Raw genomic sequence first — 17901 nt, forward strand, 5'->3', positions numbered from 1 at the left:
CGCCTGAGGTGGTTCCTGGCGGCCTCAGGCCCGGCTGTCGCGAACACGGACCTCGACACAGGCCCTAGTTCCGCGGTCCTGACCGCAGTGCGCTCAGGACGATCCGGCACAACCGGAGCTCACCCTCCGCGTAGTCCGCTCCGCCGAGCTGGGAGAACGTCGCGATGGCCTCCTCGACCTCGACGACGGCCCGGTCCAGCTCGGTGCGCGCGTCGGCGCGGATTGCGGCGAAGATCCGCTGGGCTCGGGCGTGGGTGGCCGTGTCACCGGAGCGGGCCGCGAGCTCACCGAGTGCGGTGACCGCCGTCTGGCTCGCAGCGAGTGCTTCGGTGGTGCGGCCCGCGGTCTGCTGGAGGGCTGCCGCCCTGGAGAGGTCGACGGCCCGCTGCCTGAGCAGGCTGTAGGTCAGGTCGGAGCCGGTGGGGCTGTGGGCCAGCAGCGCCTCGGCGTCCCGTGCGGCGCCCAGGTAGGTGTCGATGGCGTCGTCGAGCCGTCCGGCGTCGAGGAGCTGCCTCACGTGGGCTTCGCGCAGCTCCGCCGCCACGGACACGCTACCGGCCGGGGAGACGACGTGCGTCGGGATGTCGCGGTCGAGGGCCGCCTGCACCAGGGGGTGGTCCGACTGCGGTGCGGCGGTCGGTGGCGGTGGCGCGGGAGCTCTTCCGGCGCGGGCGATGCGCCACCACCTGTGGGCCTGGTGCGTCTGGTTGTGCCGCATCTGGTGGTCAGCGAGCTCCTTGGCGGCGTCGGCGTGGCCCGCCTCGGCCGCCTTGGCGAGCTGGACGGCGGCTTCCGCGTGCCGGCCCTGTTCCGCCAGGGTCAGGCCGAACCGGTAGTGGCCCTCCGGTTCGCCGCGTTCGGTGGCCGCGATGAACCAGCGCTCGGCCTCGGCCGGTGCGCCGTCGTCGCGGTACATGCTTCCCAGCACCGTCATGGCGATCGCCATGCCCGCGTCGGCGCCGGCGTGGAACCACCGGCGGGCCTCGTCCCGGCGCCCCTGTTGCAGGCACAGCGCGCCGAGGTTGAAGCACGCCGAGGTCATGCCCGCGGTGACGGCGGCGGTGAACCAGCACTCGGCGTCCGCAGGCCGACCGTCGGCGCGGTACAGATGACCGAGGTTGAACATCGCCTCGGCGAGACCCGCGTCGGCGGCTCCGAGGTAGCAGTGTTCCGCTTCGGTCGTGCGACCGGCTTTCTCCAGCAGCACACCGCGGTTGAACAACTCGACGGTCTCCGGCTGCGGTGTCCGGGAGGCACCGGCCGCCGGTGTGGAATCGAGGATTCGCAGGTTGCGCAGGGCTGTGTCCAACATGGATCGATGGCTTTCGTTGTTCACCACCAGGCGTTCGTACAACGCGACCGCTTCACGCAACGAGTCCACCGCGCGGTCGCGGTCGACCTGCGCGTAGACGCTGCCGCGGCTCGACAGCGTTGCGGCGAGCAGGGCTGTGTGGCGCACGGGGTCGGCTTGGGCGAGTTTCCTGGCCGAGGCCACGGCTTCGTCCGCGGTGGCCGTGGCTTCCGCGTCCCGGCCGACGTCGCAGAGCCGGCCCGCGTGGTTCATCAGCGACAGCGCCAGATCGGGCGCGTAGGCCTCTCGGTTCACCGCGACGAGGTCACGCCGGATGTCCACGGCCTCCGCGGAGGCTTCGAGTGCTTCAGCCGAACGTCCGAGCCGGAAGCAGGCGGTGCCGAGGTTCGTCAACGCCCGTGCGAGGCCGGGCAGGTGCGCTTTCGGGGCCGAGTCCACCAGGCTCCGGTACCTCTCCACGCTCTCGCCGAGCGCCCGCAGCGCCGCTTCGTCCTCGCCGACGGCCATGAGCCTCGTGCCGAGAGCGGTGAGCGCGAACGCGAACATCGGCGGGTCCGCGGCGGCGGTGCCCTCCAGAACCCGGTGCAGCGCAACGGACTCCTCCGCGGCGGCGACGGCGTTCCCTCGTTGGCCGACGTTCTGCAGCTGGTTGCCGTAGTTCGACAGGGCCAGTGCCAGGCCGGCGCGGGCCGAGTCCTCGGTCTTGGCGCGCAGCAGCTCGACCGCGCGACCGGTGAAGCCGACCGCGGTGTCGTGCCGGCCGAGGTCCGACAGGTGGGCGCCGACGCGCATCAGGCACAGCGCGACGTCGACCCCGTAGGTCCGCGGGTCGAGCTCTTCGAGCCGGCTCAGCGCCGCGAGCGCCTGGAGGCCGTACCGGACCGCCTCCTGCTTGCGACCGGCGTGCCCCAGGCGGGTCCCGAGCCGGGAGCACCAGGACGCGACGTCCTGGAGCCGGGCGGTGTCGGTCACCCGCTCGCGCACGAGCCGCTCGGTGACCGCGGCGGCGCCCTCGTCGAGGTCGACTTGGCGATCATCGGGCAGGTGGACCTCGACGGCGAGCAGCACATCCGTGTCGACGTGCCTGGCCTCGGCCAACGCGATCAGCGCCGCGCTGTCGGCGTGGACGGCGACCTGGGGGCGTTCGCCCAGCAGCGCGCCGAGCTGCCGGCCCACGTGCGGCCACCGGCCGGCGGCCGAGGCGAGCACCGTGATCGTCCTGGCCACCGTCGACGGCACCGCCGCGTCCGGTTCGTCGACACCGAGCAGCACGCCGGGCACGTCACCGGCCCACGGGTCCGGGTCGTAGCCGGTGATGTCGTGCCCCGGCAGCATGAGTGCGACGAAGTCCTCGGCCAGGCGGTCCGGCTGGAGCGGTTGCAGCACCCGGGAGCGGTCGTGCGGCGGGTAGCAGAACCGGTGGTCGTCGAGGACCTGCTGGGCGGGTTCGAGCCGCAGGCGGGTGAGCCGGGCGAGGCCGTCGCGGTGGGACATGCTGTCGCTGAGCACGGAGGTGAACACGGCGCGGGCCATGTCGGCCGACGTCGTCCTGAACCCCGGACGCGGTTGCAGGCGTTCCCACCCCATGCGTTCCCGATCGAGGAGGTACGCGGCGATGCCCTCGACGCCGTCGGGCACCGGCCCACCGGGGTGCCGCGCGCGCAGGGCCGTGACGAGGGCGGCCATGTGGATGGTCAGGACCTGCCCGAACTCGTCGCCGTCCAGGCCGCGCGCGACCTCGTCGACGGGCGCCGACACCCCGAGCACGGCCGCGAACCGGTCGCGGGCGGCGGCGAAGGCGCGTTCGCGGTCGTCAGTGCCGTCGGCGAAGTCCGGCAGCAGGAGGTCGCCGACGTCGGCACCGATCTCCCGCAGCTCACCGCGCAGAGCGGGCCACCACTGCACCGTCCGGCCGACGAGCAGCACCCGCACGGGTCTGCCCACCTGCCCCAGCTCCCGCAGGAGCGCGACGAGCTCCAGGTGCGGCCACCGGTCGGCGTAGTCCACGACCACCAGCAGACCGCCGGGCGAACGCGGCTCGAACGTCGCGCCGGACCAAGCCGCCTCGGACGCGTGACGGGCCAGCGCCACCTCCCAGCCGGCGGAGGCGGACACCTCGGCGAACCGCGCGGCCAGCCGCGTCTTGCCCTGTCCGCCGGGGCCGTGCACGAGCAGGGCGGACATCGGCGCGACCGCGGTGTCCCTCCACCTCGCCAGCGCGGCGAGCTCGTCGTCGCGCCCGCTGAACGGCACGACCTGGCTGCGCGCGTCGAGCAGCCGGCTGGGCTGGTGGGCCAGCCGCGCGGGGTCCACCGCGGGGACGAACGAGAACGGCTCGAGCCGGTGCGCCGGCGGCGTTCCGGTCACGGTGACCGGCCCCTGCGGGTGGTTGATCTGGACGCTGCCGGACCCGGTGACGAAGTGCTGGTCGCCGGTCATGGTTCCCGGCGCTCGGGCTGCTGCTGCGTGCCGTACTGGACGTTGACCGTGCCCTGCGGGGAGTTGATCTGCGTGCTCTGGGGGCCGGTGACGTAGTACTGGTTGCCGCCGCGCGGCTCCTCCGGGGCGGCCTCGGCGCGGGCGCGTCTTTCCAGCACCACCAGGACCGCGGTCAGCACGACCGCGACCGGCACGCCCACCCAGGCGAACCGGGCCCAGGTGTCGGGCAACGCCCCCGTGGCGATGTTGACCGCGCTGGGCAGCAACAACATCCCCACGACGATCCCACCGGCCAGCGGCCGGCGCCTCGCATCCCTCGCCATGATCGACCTCCCCTGGAAGACATCGGCGGACCGGGCTCCGGTGTGACATCTCCGACGTCGATGAAACCACCCGCGGGTCTCGAGCAGGGACCGGTGGCGACGCCGTCAGCACAGGTGTGCCCGGCGTTGGCCTGTGCGCTGCGGCTGTCCGATGAGGAGCGTCGAACCCTGCCGTGCTGACGGCGTCCATCCTCCGATCGGAGGATGGACGGGGTCCACCGCGCCCGCCGTGATCCGCGTCCGCGTGGTCGATCCGGTGCGCGGGCGGCGGCGGCAGGCTGTCCGCATGGCATTGTCCGACGTCGTCCGCACCTCTCGTCCGGCACGCATCCGCTACCTCGACAACCTCCGGATCTTCCTGACGTTCCTCGTGGTCGTGCACCACTGCGCGGCGCCCTACAGCACCATCGACGTCTGGCCGAACTGGCAACCGCCGGCGTCGGAGGCCGAAGCGGTGCCGTTGACGCTGCTGCTCGTGGTCAACCAGTCGTTCTTCATGGGGTTCTTCTTCCTGCTGTCCGGGTGCTTCGCGCCCGGTGCGGCCGACCGCAGGGGGCCACGCGCGTTCGCGGTCGAGCGGCTGAGGCGGCTCGGGATTCCGCTGCTCGCGTTCGTGGTGCTGCTGCGCCCGTTGTTCGACCTGCCGACCTACCTCGCCCTGCCGGCCGGCACCCGGCCGTCGTTCGTGGCCTACTACTTCACGGCCTGGGAGGTCGGGCCCGCCTGGTTCCTGGAGGTGCTGCTGATCTTCTCGCTCGGGTACGCGCTGTTCCTGCACCTGCGCGGGACCGCTGCGCCGGTGCGGTCACAACCGTTGCGGCGACGGGATCTGCTCGTCTTCACGCTCGTGCTCGCCGTGGCCACGTACGGCTGGCGCATCCTCGTCCCGCTCGGCACGGACGAGCCGGTGCTCGGGCTACCCAGCCCTTCCTACCTGCCGCAGTACGTGCTGCTCTTCTTCGCCGGTGTCGTGGCGTACCGGCGCCGGTGGCTGGAGTCGCTGCCGCAGCGGACGGGCTGGTTCGGCGTGGTCCTGGTGGTCACGTCGTTCGTGCCGCTGGCGCTGGGCGGGTACCGGGGGTTCGTGGCGGCCGGCGAGCTGGCCGGGTACGACCTCCCGCACCTGGCACTGGCGCTGTGGGAGTCGGCGTTCGCGGTCGGCGTCGTCCTGGTGCTGCTGCGGGTGTTCGCCCGGTTCGCCGCCGGCTCGTCGCGGTTCAGCCGGTACCTCGCCGACAACGCCTTCGCCGTGTACCTCGTGCACGCGCCCGTCATCGTCGGTGTCGTGGCGGTCTTGCAGCCACTCGACGCGGCGCCCGTGCCGAAGTTCCTGCTGGCACTGGTGATCGCCGCGACCGCGAGCTGGGCGGTCTCGGGGGGGTTGCGCCGGGTGCGCGCTGTGCGTGCGGTTGTCTAGCAACGGCTCCCCTCGCCCCGGGAACGGTCGTGCGATGATTCCCGGGGTGGGGGTCGAGGCCGAGTTGCGCGAGGAGTTCGACCGCTGGGAGCGCAGGGAGACCGCGGTCCTGCAGCTGCTCCCGTACCCGTTGCTGGTGGTCAGCGTCGTGTTCACGCTGCTGCAACCGCTCTGGGGCGCTCCCCTGCACCTGCCGGAGGTGCTGGTGCTTTCGGCCGTGCTCACCGCGTGGGTGGTGTGGTTCCACACCTCGCACCCGCAGTGGCACGGCGACAGCGCGCGGATGGCCTGGTACTACGCGGGGCTCGTGGCGTTGACCGCCTGCCTGGTGCTGGTCACGCCGTGGTTCGGCTTCTTCGCCTTCATCGGCTACGTGCACGCGTTCCAGTACCTCAAGGGCCGGTGGCGTTACGCCGGCGTGGTCGTCACGGCCGCGGTCTGCGCGATCTCCTACGTGGGCGGGGCGGACGGCATCAGTGCTGACGAGTGGTGGAAGTGGCCCGCGGTCAGCGCGGTCACGGCGGTGCTGGCCACGGCGGCCTTCTCCGCCGACGTGATGTCCGACCGGCGCAACCACCGGCAGAAGCGGGCGCTGGTGGAGCTGCACAGGGCGAACGCCGAGCTGGAGACCGCGCTGGCGGAGAACGCGGGCCTGCACGCCCAGCTGCTGGCGCAGGCGCGCGAAGCCGGTGTGCTCGACGAACGGCAGCGGATGGCGCGGGAGATCCACGACACCCTCGCCCAGGGCCTCGCGGGCATCCTCACCCAGCTGCAGGCAGCCGAGCAGGCCGCGGACGAACCGGTGGTGTCGCGCCGGCACGTGGCGAACGCGGTGGAACTGGCCCGCGAGAGCCTCACCGAGGCCCGGCGGACGGTGCACGCGGTGGAGCCGGCCGCGCTGGAGCGGACGCGCCTCCCGGACGCCATCGGCGACGTGGCCCGGCGCTGGTCGCGGGTGAACCGGGTGGAGGCGGTGCTGACCACGACCGGTGAGGCCCGGCCGATGCACACCGACGTCGAGGTGGCGCTGCTGCGGACCGCCCAGGAGGCCCTGGCGAACGTCGCGAAGCACGCGCGGGCCGGCCGGGTGGCCCTGACCCTGTCGTACATGGAGGACCTGGTGACGCTCGACGTGCTGGACGACGGGGTGGGGTTCGCACCGGACGCCCAGCGCACGGGCGGTTCCGCGGACGGCGGTTTCGGGCTCGCCGGCATGCGGCAGCGCGTGCAGCTGCTCGCGGGGCGGCTGGACGTCGAGTCCGAGCCGGGCGGGGGCACCGCGATCACCGTGGCGGTGCCGGCGATCCCTGCGGGAGGTGTGCGGTGATCTCGCTGCTGATCGTCGACGACCACCCCGTGGTGCGCGACGGGCTGCGCGGCATGTTCGGTTCCGACCCGCGCTTCGAGGTGGTCGGCGAGGCCGGTGACGGTGCGGAGGCGATCGCGGCCGGGGAACGCCTGCGGCCCGACGTGATCCTCATGGACCTGCGGATGCCCGGGACGGACGGGGTCGCCGCCATCCGGGAGCTGGCCAAGCGCGGGGTGCCGTCCCGGGTGCTGGTGCTGACCACGTACGACACGGACAGCCACGTGCTGGCCGCGATCGAGGCCGGCGCCACCGGCTACCTGCTCAAGGAGGCGCCGAGGGAGGAGCTCGTCCGCGCGGTGGAAGCCGCCGCACGCGGGCAGGCGGTGCTCTCCCCCGCCGTGGCGACCCGGCTCGTGGGGCAGGTGCGCAGACCGGCTCCGGCACCGTTGTCGCAGCGCGAGCTGGAGGTGCTGGAGCTGATCGCGCGCGGCTCGACGAACCGCGAGGCAGCGAAGCGGCTCTTCATCAGCGAGACGACCGTGAAGACGCACCTGCTGCACGTGTACGCGAAGCTGGGCGTCAACGACCGGGCGGCCGCCGTGGCCGTCGCGTTCTCCCGCGGCTACCTGACGCCGCAGGACTGACGGCCGCTCACCTCCGCCCGCCGCGTGGTACGTGGTCGAGGAGGACCTCCGGGGCGGCACGAGCGTGCCGCCCGCAACCGGGGTCGTTGAGGACCATGGTGCGGCTGATCGCGCCGTCGGCGAGGGTGACGAGCTGCTGGGGTCCTCGACGCCGAGCTCGGCCACCAGACCGGTCACAGCGTGAGCATCCCCCGCAGTTCGTCAGGCGAAGAAGCGGTTCATGCCGTCCACATCGGACAGGAACGTCTCGATCCGGGACACCTTGCCGTCCGCCAGCGTGAGGACGGTGGCGAGGTGCTCGTCGAGCACGACCTCGCCCCTCGTCGCGGTGTTGTGGAGGTTCAGCGCGACGTTGTCCCGGCTCACCAGCACGTGCAGCAGGGCGAAGTCCACGCCGAAGCCGCTGATCAACCGCACCCGGTCGACCACGCCGTCCTGGCCGGTCACGGTTCCGGAGACCTGGTTGTCGCCCGGCAGCGTCCAGGTCACGTCCTCGGTGAGAATCCCGCGCAGCAGGTCCCAGTCCTGGCCGGCCAGCGCCTTCATGAACGTCGCCGCCACGTCCTGCTTGACCTGTTCGGTCGTCATCACGCCCCACCTCAACTGTTCGATTTGATTCGAACCGTAACAGTTCGAGTCAAGTCGTACAATCGGGTGTGTGGAGACCGAAGAGGGCCCTGCCCGCGGGGACATCACCATCGAGGCGGTGCTCGCGGCGCTCGACCACCCGCTGCGGCTGCGGGTGGTCAGGACGCTGGCGGCGGCGGAGGAGCTGAACTGCCAGGAGATCCTGCCGGACATCACCAAGAGCACGGCCAGCCACCACTGGAAGGTGCTGCGGGAGGCCGGGGTCGTCGAACAACGGCGCGAGGGCCGGTACCTGTACCTGCGGCTGCGGCGCGAGGACCTGGACAGCCGGTTCCCCGGCGTGCTCGACGCGGTGGTGCGGGGCTGATCCCACCGGGTGCCGCGAGGGCGGGTCAGCAGTCGCGCAGGCCGCGGCCGCCCCGATGAGCGGGGTGGACGTAGACCTCGGACAGGTAACCCTCACGCTTGTCCGGCCACACCACGCGGTACCAGCCGTTCGACACAGCTCGGTGCGGGTTGTCGGGGTAGGGCGAGTCGCGGTTGTAGTTCACCAGCTCGTCCCCGGTGGCACGGCAGACCGCCACGACCAGAGCACCACTGGACATCTCGGTTCCCGCCAGCTTGCAGGCGTTCTCCGGTGCGGCGCACCTGCGGACGGTTCTGCTGGACAGGTAGGCGGGGGTCACGTCCTCGGCGAGCTCGTTCTCCCCGGCGACAGTCTTGTTCTGCACCTCGATGACCGCAGCAGCAGCAGCAGCAGCAGGAGCAGTGGTGTGGTCGCGGCTCTCGGTCACCGCCAGCACCAGAACTGTTGCCGCTGCGCCGAGAACCACCGCGACCGCGCCGACGGCCCCGAGGTGCCACGTCGTCCAGTTCCGCCGTTCCGGCTGATTTGTGGACACAGCTGACAAAGCGCGATAACGCGTCAGCCATTCGCGCTGTTCGGCGTCGTTCATGCCCAGAGCGGTGCACAGCTTGGTGACGAACTCCGGATCGGGGAACAGCTTGCCGCGCTTGCCCAGGTCGTAGATCGAGGTCCGGTTGCTCTGGGCGGCGTGGGCGATGTCGTTGACCGGCACGCCGGAGTCCGCGCGACGCGCGTGCCAGTCGGACCAGAAAACGGTGATCGTGTCTTGAGGTCTTCGCTTGCTCCGCAGGTTCATGGAGCAAGAGAACATCATCGGCACGAGATTCGTCGTCGTCTGTTCGGGGCTTTGTGCATTCCGCACCGCCGAGTGGACAACACCGACCGCAGACGGCCGCGCTGTCGCCCCTGGTAACCGCGTACGCACCGTCGGTCGGATGTCCGACCGACGTCCGGACGGTCATCAACGCAGGTCACGAGCCTTAGCGTCGATCTCCGACAGCACCGGCCTCGAAGCAGGCGACAGCCGAACCCGAGCGTCCGGTCGATCATCGACACCGGGAGAACCTCATGGCGATCTTGTCCAGATTGCGCACGGCCGCAACCACCTCGGCCTTGGCCACCGCTGCCGCGGCAGCGGTGGTGCTGGGCGCCGTCCCGGCCCACGCCGCGGCGCAGGGCTGCTCCGGCAACGTCTGCATCTTCCTGGGCGGCAACGCCGGCGGCACCGCGCTGGTGCAGGGCTGGGCGCGCAACACCACCTTCATCGGCTCGCTCACGCTCACCGGTCCCGGCGGCCTGAACTGGTCCCAGACCGGCACCTGGACGGGCGGCAAGGGCAACTGGGCCGACTACTCCCTGCAGAACGCCTGGAGCGGCACCTACTGCGTCACCGGCGTGTCCAACAGCACCGGTTACCAGGGCACGGCGTGCAAGACCCTCAGCTGAACGATCCACGTTCGGTGAGGCCGGGATGACATCAGCGGGGAACGCGCGGTGGCGCGTTCCCCGCTGATCATTCCATTGGACCAAGCCATTCCCACCGCACACCGCCTCTGCGGTGTCATCTAGTTGTCCACTGTTGACGGTGGATTTCGAGGTACCGTAATGGCTTCCGAAGTGACGTTCGTGCCAGGAGAGTTCAAGTCCTGTGTGACGCACATCGGAGGCGCAACGCAGTGGGCTGATCCGGCGGAGCCTGGTCCGCGAGCAAGTGCTCGCGGACCAGGCTCGGGCATTGAGCCTTACCGGGCGCCGTACGGGTCCTGGCTGAGCAGGTGGGCCTTGAAGCCTTCACCGACACCGGGCTCCGGCGTGCCGTTCCAGTCCTTGATGAGCACGGCGCCGGAGCTGCACCCCCACGGGTTCCAGGTCCACGCGAGGTAGCTCAGCTCGTGCGCGTCCGCCCAGTCCACCAACCGCTGCATGTAGTCGAAGCCGCAGTTGTCCTGCCCGAACTCCCCCACCACCACGGGAACCTGCTCGGCGAGCGGGGCGATCTGGGTGTCCCAGCAGGCTTCGCTGGCGCAGGCGTTGAAGCTGTAGGCGTGCCACGACGCCGCGATGTTGTTCAACGGGTCCACCGGCTTGTGGGCCAGCCACTCCCGCATGTCGTTGGCCCATTCGAGGCCGCCGAGCATGAGCACGTTGGTGGCGCCGGTGGCCCGCACCGCGTCGACCAGGTCCTGCATGCCGGCGGTCTCGTAGGGCAGGCCGGTGCAGGTGCCGCCGTCGCGCCAGCACTGCCAGCCGAGGGTCTTGTTCCAGTCGCTGGCGATCTCCGGGTACGGCTCGTTGAACAGGTCGAAGACCACGGCGTCGTTGCCCTTGAACGCGGTGGCGACGCCGGTCCAGAACTGCGGGGCGTACTGCGCGTCCGGCATCGGCTTCTGGCACACCGCGTGCTCGTCCTTGCAGTGCCAGTCCGGGCCGTTCGGGTAGGCGCCCCAGGTCCAGTGCGGGTCGAGGATCACGTTGATGCCGTTCGACACCAACAGGTCCACGTACTCCTTCACGGCCCGCTGGTAGGCGACGCCGCCGGGCGAGCCGTGGACGCCCAGCCAGCACTCCTCGTTCAACGGGATTCGCACCGCGTGGACGTTCCAGGTCTTCATCGCGTCCACCGACGCCTGGTCCACCGGGCCGCCGTCCCACATGCCCTTGCCCTGCACGCAGGCGAACTCGCCGCTGGACCGGCTCACCCCCAGCAGCCGGTACGGCTCGCCCTGCGCGGTGACGATCCTGTTGCCGGAGACGCGCAGCTCCGGCGCGGAACCGTCGGGCGGCGGGGTGGTCGTGGTGGTCGGCACGGTGCCGGTGCAGTCGGTGCCGTTGACCGCGAAGTCCGTCGGCTTGGCGTTGCTGCCGCTGTAGGAGAAGTTCGCCCCGGCGCTGACGCTGCCGCCCGCGGGGACGGTGGCGTTCCAGCTCATGTTGGCGACGGTGACCTTCTTGCCCGACTGGGACCAGGTGCCGCTCCAGCCGTGCTGCAACGTCTGGTTGCCCGCGTGGGTGTAGGTCAGCGTCCAGCCGTCCACCGCCGCCGAGCTGACGTTCGCGATGGTCACGTCGGCCTTGAAGCCGCTGCCCCAGTCGGTGGTCGTGTAGTCGACCCGGCACCCGAACGGGGCCGCGCTCGCGCCACCCGCGACCGCCGTCAGAGCCGTGCACGCGACGGCCACCGCCGCCCCCAGCACCGCGAGCACGGTACGGCGCTTCCTGGCTGTTCCCGACATCAGCACTCCTTCGTGCGCGTCACGGACAGGCCGCCACCCCAGTTCTGGGAGCGCTCCCAGAGCCGACCGTAGCGAAGATGCCGCGGCACGTAAAGAACCGATGTGTGGGAGGTGTCAGCGCAGGAAGCCGAGGCCACTCCTGCTCGTCGATCGACCGAACCCTCCGATGACTTCGTCCTGTCGTCTCCCGCACCTCGGTCTCGGACTGGTGCAGGTGGTCCGGCACGCCCGGCGGCAAGGCGAAACCCAGCGCCGGGTGAACGACTTGGCACACAGCGGGAACCCAGGCCGCGAAGACCACGCCCTGCTCACGTGCCAGCCGCCGGCTCCCGGTACAGCACGAGGTGCTCGTGGTACAGCACGCCGTCGCGGATGTCGCCGGTCGCGGTGAACCCGGTGTCGTCGACGTAGTCCAGGTGCGCGCCGGTCACGGAGTAGGACCCGGTGTAGGCGCTGCGCCGGGTACCGCGGGCTTCGTCGTAACGACCGTCGGCGCGCAGCTCCTGCCGGATGTGGCCGTCCGCCGTGACCCACATGCCCACCACGTCGATGTTGTCGTCGTTGCTCATGACGTCGAGGATCGGCCACTTCTCGCTTCCCGGGCAGGACGCGGTGGTCCTGGGTGCGGCACACCCAGGACTCGTCACTTCGGCGCGGTGTACCCGCCGCAGACCTCGGCGCTCGCTCGCGGGTCGCTGTCGCGCAACGTCGCGATGATGTGCTCGGCCTGGCGTTCGACGGGCTCCTCGGTCACGGGGAACCGCAGGACGAACTGCTTGTGCTCCAACGACTCGCGGGTCGTCCTCCAGTGCTTGTCGACGACGTGCCGCGGTGGCGAGGTGAACGTGACGTCGACCTGGTCGCGGGTGCCGGGGAAGGACTGCGCCCAGTCGACGCCGCTGTCCCACCGGTCCAGCACGGCGGGGTGCTCGCGCAGCCCGTCGCGCACCAGCCGCGCCACCTCCCGGCCGGGCCACTCCCAGAACCGGTCGCGGTCGGCGCGGGCGAGCTCGGCCTCGTACTGCGCCAGGTCGAAGCGGACCTCCGGCAGGGACAGCCCGTTGTCGTCGGGGTTGCGCCACCCGTCCCAGACGACCTCGCCGCCCTCGCGGCGGACGCGGACGAACACCGCGCCGCAGCACCCCCACGTGCAGTCCGCCTCGGCGATCATCACCTCACGCGGCTCGTCACCGGGCAGCAGCAGGCTGGTGGGCCCCAGCAGCACGTCGGGGTCCTCCCGCGGTCCTTCGGAGAACACCGGTTCGACCGGGTCTCGGTCGTCCACCAGGAGCTTCAGCTCGGTCCTGCCCCAGGCGGAGTGCTCCGGCGCCACGACGGACACGCGCAGCAGGCTCGTCACTTCACCGTTCCCGGAAACGCGTAGTCGGGCAGTTCGACGCCGTTGATCGCGCGGTCGATCAGGGCGGTGAACGCCTCCATGTCCGGTTCGGGGGCGGGCTCGGTCTGCGGCAGGAGGCTGTGGACGTGCATGCGGCCGATCTCCTGGTTGGCCTCCACGAACGGCCGCATCCGCTGCTCGTAGGCCGCGAACCCGGCTTCGGGGTCCCAGTCGGCGGTGGCGAGCTCCCCGGCCAGCAGGTGGGCACCGACCAGCGCCAGGCCGGTGCCGCCGCCGGACATCGGGGACGAGCTGAACGCGGCGTCGCCGATCAGCGCCACGCGGCCGTGCGACCAGCGGTCCATGACGACCTGGGCGACTTGGTCGAGGTAGAAGTCCGGGGTGTCGTCGAGGTGCGCGAGGATCTGCGGCGTCACCCAGCCCATGCCCGCCATCCGTTCGCGCAGCAGGGTTTTCTGCGCCTCGACGTCGCGGTGGTCGACGGTGAAGTCGGCCGCGGGGAACGACAGCATCGCCATGGCCCTGGTGTCGTCACCGATGGGGCGCAGGCCGGCGGAGCGGCCGGTGGCGCGGTCCTGGTGGTCGATCATCCAGCGGTCCACGCCGAACTCGTTGGGCACGCTGTAGAACGCCAGCACCAGGCCGAGGTGCCGCAGGAACCGCTCGCGCGGCCCGAAGACCAGGGCGCGCAGCGACGAGTGCAGGCCGTCCGCGCCGACCACCAGGTCGAAACGGCGCCGGGTGCCGCTCGCGAACGTCACGTCCACGCCGTCCGCGTCCTGGGTGAGCTCGGCGATGCGGTCGCCGAAGACGTACTCGGCGTGGTCGCGGGTGTCGTCGTGGAGCACCCGGGAGAGGTCTCCGCGCAGGATCTCGATGTCCGCGATGTAGCCGTCCCCACCGTCGTCCTCGGCGCGGTAGGTCTCCAGCACGGTGCCGTCGGCGTCCACGGTGTGCGCGCCGGCGGTGTCCGTGCGAGCCGCGCGCACCGCGTCCTCCAGGCCCATCCGCCGGATGGCCTCCTTGGCGACGCCGCGCGCGTCCACGGCCTGGCCGCCCGGCCGCAGCGCGGGTGCCCGTTCCACGACGGTCACCTCGGCGCCGCACCGGTGCAGCCAGTGGGCCAGCGCGGGTCCCGCGATGCTCGCCCCTGCCACCAAGACCTTGTTCCCGCTCACCGCAGCCCCCAGTAGTCCGATCAGGATGGTCCGGAGTATAGGAATGCGGCCGGGTGGCCGCGCGGGGTTTCGGCACCGGAGCGCGGGAGGTCCGGTGAATCCTCGTCGCCCGGCTGCCCGGCACCGCCGGTCCGGCGATCACGGCGGTCACCGAGGCGGTCGCGGCGGCGGGCGGGCGTCAGACGGTGATCACGACCTTGCCGCGGGCGTGCCCGGTCTCCACGTACCGGATCGCATCGGGCGCCTGAGCGAGCGAGAACGTGCGGTCGACGACCGGCGTGACGGCACCGGACTCGGCCAGGCGCCGCAGCTCCGCGAGGACCGTCCGGTCGGGCGCGGTGGTGAGCACGTGCAGCCGGTCGCGGACGAACGCGGACCGCAGCTTCGCCTTCAGCAGGAGCCGCAGCGGACCGACGAGACTGCCGCCCTCGAACACTCCCCCGCCCGACAGCACGACCGTCCCACCGGGACGGACCACGCGGCGCAGTGCGGCCAGCGGGTGGTTGCCGACCAGGTCGAGGACGAGGTCGTACCGCGTGCTGCCGGTGGTGAAGTCGGAGCCGGTGTAGTCGATGACGTGGTCGGCGCCCAACGAGGTCACGAGCTCGGCGTTCCGCGTCCGGCACACGGCAGTCACGGTGGCACCCACCGACTTCGCGATCTGCACGGCGAACGTCCCGACACCGCCGGACGCCCCGTTGACCAGCACGTGGTGACCGGGTCGCAGTCCCCCGCTGTCGCACAGGCCCTTCCACGCGGTGAGCCCGGCCAACGGCAGCGCGGCCGCCTGCTCGAAGCTCAGGCAGGCGGGCTTGGGTTCGACGAGGTCCTCGGCCACGCGCACGTACTGCGCGAACGCCCCGTCGGCGGGACCGAGGTCGCCGAACACCTCGTCGCCGGGGCGGAAGCGCCGCACGTCCCTGCCCACCGCCTGCACGGTTCCGGCGAAGTCGCGGCCGCGGATCTTGGCGCGGGGAGCGGTGAACCCGATCCCGGTGAGGCGGGCGAGGTAGGGGTCTCCGCGCATGATGTGCCAGTCGTAGGCGTTGACGGCGGCGGCGTGCACTCGCACGAACAGCTCGCCGCTGCCGGCCGACGGCGGTTCCACGTCACGCAGCGCCAGCACGTCCGGGGAGCCGTACCGGTCCTGGACGATCGCCTTCACCGCGTCACCCCGAGCGCGAGCGCGGAACGGGCGGACCGCGCCGGGCGGCGGACGACCCACTCGGCCACGGCGAGGTTGACGAGCCAGGCGGCGAGCATCAGCACCGCCTTGGTGAGCTGGTCGAGCGGGCCGCTGAAGGCGATCCAGGGTCCCATCAGCACGGCCTGCGTGCCGGCGCTCAGCCCGATCGCGAACGCGCGGACCATCCACGCGCGGTGGCCGGCGAGGTCCCTGCGCAGGGCCGCGGCGACACCGAGGACGAGGAACACCGCCCACGCGGTGCCGAACACCAGCCGGGAGCCGGTGAGAAACGCGCCCACGTCGGCCGGTTTCGGGTAGAACACGGTCATCCACAGCCCCGACAACGCCCCCAGAAGTCCACAGAGGACCAGAATTCGGCCGGAGACGCGGTGCCACCCCGGTCTGCGGCGGCGGAAACCGGGAGCGAACTGGAAGGCGCCGAGCACGCTGTAGACGCTCACCGTGACGGCGTGCACCACGACGGGCACGGGTGAGGCGAAGAACCGCGCGTTGTCCGGCGTGATCTCCGCGCCGGTTCCGAGCTCGGTCAGCCGCAGTGCGCCGCCGAGCACGGGGACGAGGCTGAACAGGATGATCGCGGCCGGGACGAGCAGGTCCCGCCGGGTGGTGGAGGTCATGCCCCAGATCGTGGCGCGGGAGGCGGTGCCGGCTCATCGGGAGAAGGTCTTCGGTCATCCTGGCCGATGGTCGGGTGCGGTCGTCGTACTTTCGGCTGACCGCTGCCGGAGACCGCCGCGCACGCGCCTGGTCTCGTAGGCCCAGATGGCGATCTCCACCCGGTTCCTGGCGCCGATCTTGGCCATCAGGCTGGCGATGTGGGACTTCACGGTGCTGAGCGTGATGTGCAGCTCGGCGGCGACCTCGCCGTTGGTGCGCCCGCCCGCGACAGCGGCGAGGACCTGCTCCTCCCGTTCGGTGAGCGGGTCGGCGAGCTGCGCGGCGGGACCGGCGGGACCGGTGTCCGCGAAGGCCTCGATCAGCCGGGCGGTGACGCTGGGGGCGATCAGGGCGTCACCGGCGGCCGCGGCGTGGACGGCCTGCGACAGCAGCGCGGGGCCGGCGTCCTTGAGCAGGAACCCCTTCGCGCCCGCCCGCAAAGCGGCGTAGACGTAGTCGTCGAGGTCGAAGGTTGTGATCACGACGACGGCGAGCGGGTCGGGGACACCGGGGCCGGCGAGGAGGCGGGTGGCCTCGATGCCGTCGATGCCGGGCATGCGGATGTCGAACAGGCACACGTCGGGCCGCACGTTCCTGGCGAGCTCCACGGCCTGCCGCCCGTCCGGTGCCGCACCGACGACCTCGATGTCCGGCTGAGCGTCGAGGATCATCGCGAGTCCGGTGCGGACGATCTCCTGGTCGTCCGCGACGACGACGCGGATGCTCATCGGGCGGCCCCCGTGAGCGGCAGCACGGCGGTCACGGTCCAGCCGCGGCCGGGGTTCGGGCCCGCCGCGCAGGTGCCGCCGAGCAGGTCCGCGCGTTCCTCCATGCCGATCAACCCGTGTCCGCGGGTGGTGCGTGCGGTGACCGGGTCGCCGTCGTCGCTGACCCGCAGCCGCACCGCCGAGCCGCCGACGTCGATGTGCACCTCGATGCGGGTGGCGTGCCGGGCGTGGCGGCGCGCGTTGGTGACCGCCTCCTGGCTGAGCCGGTAGACCGCGGTTCCCACCGACTTCGGCAGGTCGTCGGCCGCTCCCTCGATCAGCACGGCCACCTCGGGACCGGGCCGGCCGGGGCTCGCCAGCAGGGCGACGTCAGCGATCGCGGGGCTGGGCGCCAGGTCCGCGGAGTCGGTGCGGCGCAGGGCCCGCACCATCGTGCGCATCTCGGTGAGCGCCCGTGAGGCCTCCGACTCGATCAGCACGAGCGCCTCGGTCGCCGCCTCCGGGCGGGTGGCCGCCGTCGCGAGCCCGGCCTGCGCCCGGATCGCCATGGCCGACACGTGGTGGGCCACCGTGTCGTGCAGGTCGCGGGCCAGCCGTTCCCGTTCGAGCAGCTTGACCTGGTCGAGCTCACGGGCCCGCGCCCGTCCCCGGTAGCGCGCCGCGGCTCCGAGCGCACACGCCGCGGCCAGCACGGCACTGCCCGCCACCGCGTCCCCCGCGCCGAGGAACCCGAGCGCCACCGACAGGCCGACCTTGCCGAGCATGACCGCCAGCCCGACGACCGCCTCCCGCCCCGATCCCCAGCGGAACAGGGCGAACGGGAACAGCAGCAGGAACACCAGGGTGTTGAGGTCCGGCTCGCCCCAGAACACCAGCGACGCGACCGCGGCCACACCGAACGCGGCACCGGCGGCGAGCAACGGCCTGCTGCGGCGCACCAGCAACAACGGCAGCAGCACCACGGCCAGCACCACCGAACCGGCCCGCCAGCTCAGGTCCGGCCGCAGCACCGCCTCCAGCACCGCGACCGGCAGGAGCACGGCGACCAGCGCCCAGTCCCACCACAGCCGCGCGGCCCCGCGCACCGGCCGGGGCTCGTCCCACACCGACCGCAGAAGGGCGAACACGGCGTCATCCTA

The 17901-nt window shown here is 71.9% G+C and carries 17 protein-coding genes; 5 read left to right on the forward strand and 12 right to left on the reverse strand.

The window, feature by feature from the left end; genetic code table 11:
- Nucleotides 1-64: 64 nt before the first annotated feature.
- Both AB0A63_RS11215 and AB0A63_RS11220 read right to left on the reverse strand, forming a co-directional pair.
- The gene (locus tag AB0A63_RS11215; protein WP_360388482.1) at nt 65-3751 is read right to left on the reverse strand and encodes a tetratricopeptide repeat protein; all 3687 of its coding nucleotides are present in this window, start codon (nt 3749-3751) and stop codon (nt 65-67) included.
- Complete coding sequence (locus tag AB0A63_RS11220) at nt 3748-4074, reverse strand: hypothetical protein (RefSeq protein ID WP_360388485.1); 327 nt, start codon at nt 4072-4074, stop codon at nt 3748-3750. Before AB0A63_RS11220 ends, AB0A63_RS11215 begins: the two co-directional genes overlap by 4 nt.
- A gap of 286 nt (nt 4075-4360) precedes the next feature.
- On the opposite strand from AB0A63_RS11220, the gene AB0A63_RS11225 reads away from it, so the two are divergent.
- The 3 genes from AB0A63_RS11225 to AB0A63_RS11235 are packed head-to-tail and all read left to right on the forward strand — an operon-like array spanning nt 4361 to nt 7444.
- On the forward strand, nt 4361-5491 hold the full coding sequence (locus AB0A63_RS11225; protein WP_360388487.1) for an acyltransferase: 1131 nt from the start codon (nt 4361-4363) through the stop codon (nt 5489-5491).
- A gap of 34 nt (nt 5492-5525) precedes the next feature.
- Entirely contained in the window at nt 5526-6818 is a 1293-nt protein-coding gene (locus AB0A63_RS11230; protein ID WP_360388490.1) for a sensor histidine kinase, read from the forward strand.
- The gene (locus AB0A63_RS11235; protein WP_360388493.1) at nt 6815-7444 is read left to right on the forward strand and encodes a response regulator transcription factor; all 630 of its coding nucleotides are present in this window, start codon (nt 6815-6817) and stop codon (nt 7442-7444) included. Before AB0A63_RS11230 ends, AB0A63_RS11235 begins: the two co-directional genes overlap by 4 nt.
- Before the next feature lie 201 nt (nt 7445-7645).
- Here the strand turns inward: AB0A63_RS11235 and AB0A63_RS11240 are convergent, their stop codons facing one another.
- Nucleotides 7646-8032 carry a nuclear transport factor 2 family protein gene (locus AB0A63_RS11240; protein WP_360388496.1) on the reverse strand — a complete coding sequence of 129 codons (387 nt, stop codon included), beginning with the start codon at nt 8030-8032 and terminating at the stop codon, nt 7646-7648.
- A gap of 70 nt (nt 8033-8102) precedes the next feature.
- Here AB0A63_RS11240 and AB0A63_RS11245 point away from each other — a divergent pair, with 70 nt between their 5' ends.
- A complete protein-coding gene (locus AB0A63_RS11245) occupies nt 8103-8399 on the forward strand; it encodes a metalloregulator ArsR/SmtB family transcription factor (protein WP_360388499.1) in 297 nt (98 codons plus the stop codon).
- A 25-nt stretch (nt 8400-8424) separates the two neighbouring features.
- On the opposite strand, the gene AB0A63_RS11250 is transcribed toward AB0A63_RS11245, so the two are convergent.
- Nucleotides 8425-9195 (reverse strand): hypothetical protein, encoded by a 771-nt coding sequence (locus AB0A63_RS11250; RefSeq protein WP_360388501.1) that lies wholly within the window; start codon nt 9193-9195, stop codon nt 8425-8427.
- Between the two features lie 272 nt (nt 9196-9467).
- On the opposite strand from AB0A63_RS11250, the gene AB0A63_RS11255 reads away from it, so the two are divergent.
- Nucleotides 9468-9845 (forward strand): hypothetical protein, encoded by a 378-nt coding sequence (locus tag AB0A63_RS11255; RefSeq protein ID WP_360388504.1) that lies wholly within the window; start codon nt 9468-9470, stop codon nt 9843-9845.
- 296 nt (nt 9846-10141) lie between these two features.
- On the opposite strand, the gene AB0A63_RS11260 is transcribed toward AB0A63_RS11255, so the two are convergent.
- From AB0A63_RS11260 to AB0A63_RS11295, 8 genes are all read right to left on the reverse strand, one after another.
- A complete protein-coding gene (locus tag AB0A63_RS11260; protein WP_360388505.1) occupies nt 10142-11632 on the reverse strand; it encodes a cellulase family glycosylhydrolase in 1491 nt (496 codons plus the stop codon).
- Between the two features lie 308 nt (nt 11633-11940).
- A complete protein-coding gene (locus AB0A63_RS11265; protein WP_360388508.1) occupies nt 11941-12201 on the reverse strand; it encodes an Atu4866 domain-containing protein in 261 nt (86 codons plus the stop codon).
- Nucleotides 12202-12275: 74 nt separating this feature from the next.
- The gene (locus tag AB0A63_RS11270; protein ID WP_360388511.1) at nt 12276-12992 is read right to left on the reverse strand and encodes a hypothetical protein; all 717 of its coding nucleotides are present in this window, start codon (nt 12990-12992) and stop codon (nt 12276-12278) included.
- Nucleotides 12989-14170 carry an FAD-dependent monooxygenase gene (locus AB0A63_RS11275; RefSeq protein ID WP_360388514.1) on the reverse strand — a complete coding sequence of 394 codons (1182 nt, stop codon included), beginning with the start codon at nt 14168-14170 and terminating at the stop codon, nt 12989-12991. Before AB0A63_RS11275 ends, AB0A63_RS11270 begins: the two co-directional genes overlap by 4 nt.
- A gap of 178 nt (nt 14171-14348) precedes the next feature.
- On the reverse strand, nt 14349-15335 hold the full coding sequence (locus tag AB0A63_RS11280) for an NAD(P)-dependent alcohol dehydrogenase (RefSeq protein WP_360388517.1): 987 nt from the start codon (nt 15333-15335) through the stop codon (nt 14349-14351).
- On the reverse strand, nt 15332-15994 hold the full coding sequence (locus tag AB0A63_RS11285; RefSeq protein WP_360388520.1) for a DUF2306 domain-containing protein: 663 nt from the start codon (nt 15992-15994) through the stop codon (nt 15332-15334). Before AB0A63_RS11285 ends, AB0A63_RS11280 begins: the two co-directional genes overlap by 4 nt.
- Before the next feature lie 54 nt (nt 15995-16048).
- The gene (locus AB0A63_RS11290; RefSeq protein ID WP_360388523.1) at nt 16049-16762 is read right to left on the reverse strand and encodes a response regulator transcription factor; all 714 of its coding nucleotides are present in this window, start codon (nt 16760-16762) and stop codon (nt 16049-16051) included.
- A complete protein-coding gene (locus AB0A63_RS11295) occupies nt 16759-17889 on the reverse strand; it encodes a histidine kinase (protein WP_360388526.1) in 1131 nt (376 codons plus the stop codon). The genes AB0A63_RS11290 and AB0A63_RS11295 overlap by 4 nt, the downstream gene beginning before the upstream one ends.
- Nucleotides 17890-17901 lie beyond the last annotated feature (12 nt).

This window comes from Lentzea sp. NPDC042327 (assembly GCF_040647275.1).
GTDB lineage: Bacteria > Actinomycetota > Actinomycetes > Mycobacteriales > Pseudonocardiaceae > Lentzea.

Coding starts and splice junctions, on each gene's coding strand:
- AB0A63_RS11220 (WP_360388485.1), bottom strand. CDS start 4,074: ATGGCGAGGGATGCGAGGCGCCGGCCGCTGGCCGGTGGGATCGTCGTG.
- AB0A63_RS11215 (WP_360388482.1), bottom strand. CDS start 3,751: ATGACCGGCGACCAGCACTTCGTCACCGGGTCCGGCAGCGTCCAGATC.
- AB0A63_RS11240 (WP_360388496.1), bottom strand. CDS start 8,032: ATGACGACCGAACAGGTCAAGCAGGACGTGGCGGCGACGTTCATGAAG.
- AB0A63_RS11255 (WP_360388504.1), top strand. CDS start 9,468: ATGGCGATCTTGTCCAGATTGCGCACGGCCGCAACCACCTCGGCCTTG.
- AB0A63_RS11290 (WP_360388523.1), bottom strand. CDS start 16,762: ATGAGCATCCGCGTCGTCGTCGCGGACGACCAGGAGATCGTCCGCACC.
- AB0A63_RS11285 (WP_360388520.1), bottom strand. CDS start 15,994: ATGACCTCCACCACCCGGCGGGACCTGCTCGTCCCGGCCGCGATCATC.
- AB0A63_RS11230 (WP_360388490.1), top strand. CDS start 5,526: ATGATTCCCGGGGTGGGGGTCGAGGCCGAGTTGCGCGAGGAGTTCGAC.
- AB0A63_RS11250 (WP_360388501.1), bottom strand. CDS start 9,195: ATGAACCTGCGGAGCAAGCGAAGACCTCAAGACACGATCACCGTTTTC.
- AB0A63_RS11260 (WP_360388505.1), bottom strand. CDS start 11,632: ATGTCGGGAACAGCCAGGAAGCGCCGTACCGTGCTCGCGGTGCTGGGG.
- AB0A63_RS11225 (WP_360388487.1), top strand. CDS start 4,361: ATGGCATTGTCCGACGTCGTCCGCACCTCTCGTCCGGCACGCATCCGC.
- AB0A63_RS11265 (WP_360388508.1), bottom strand. CDS start 12,201: ATGAGCAACGACGACAACATCGACGTGGTGGGCATGTGGGTCACGGCG.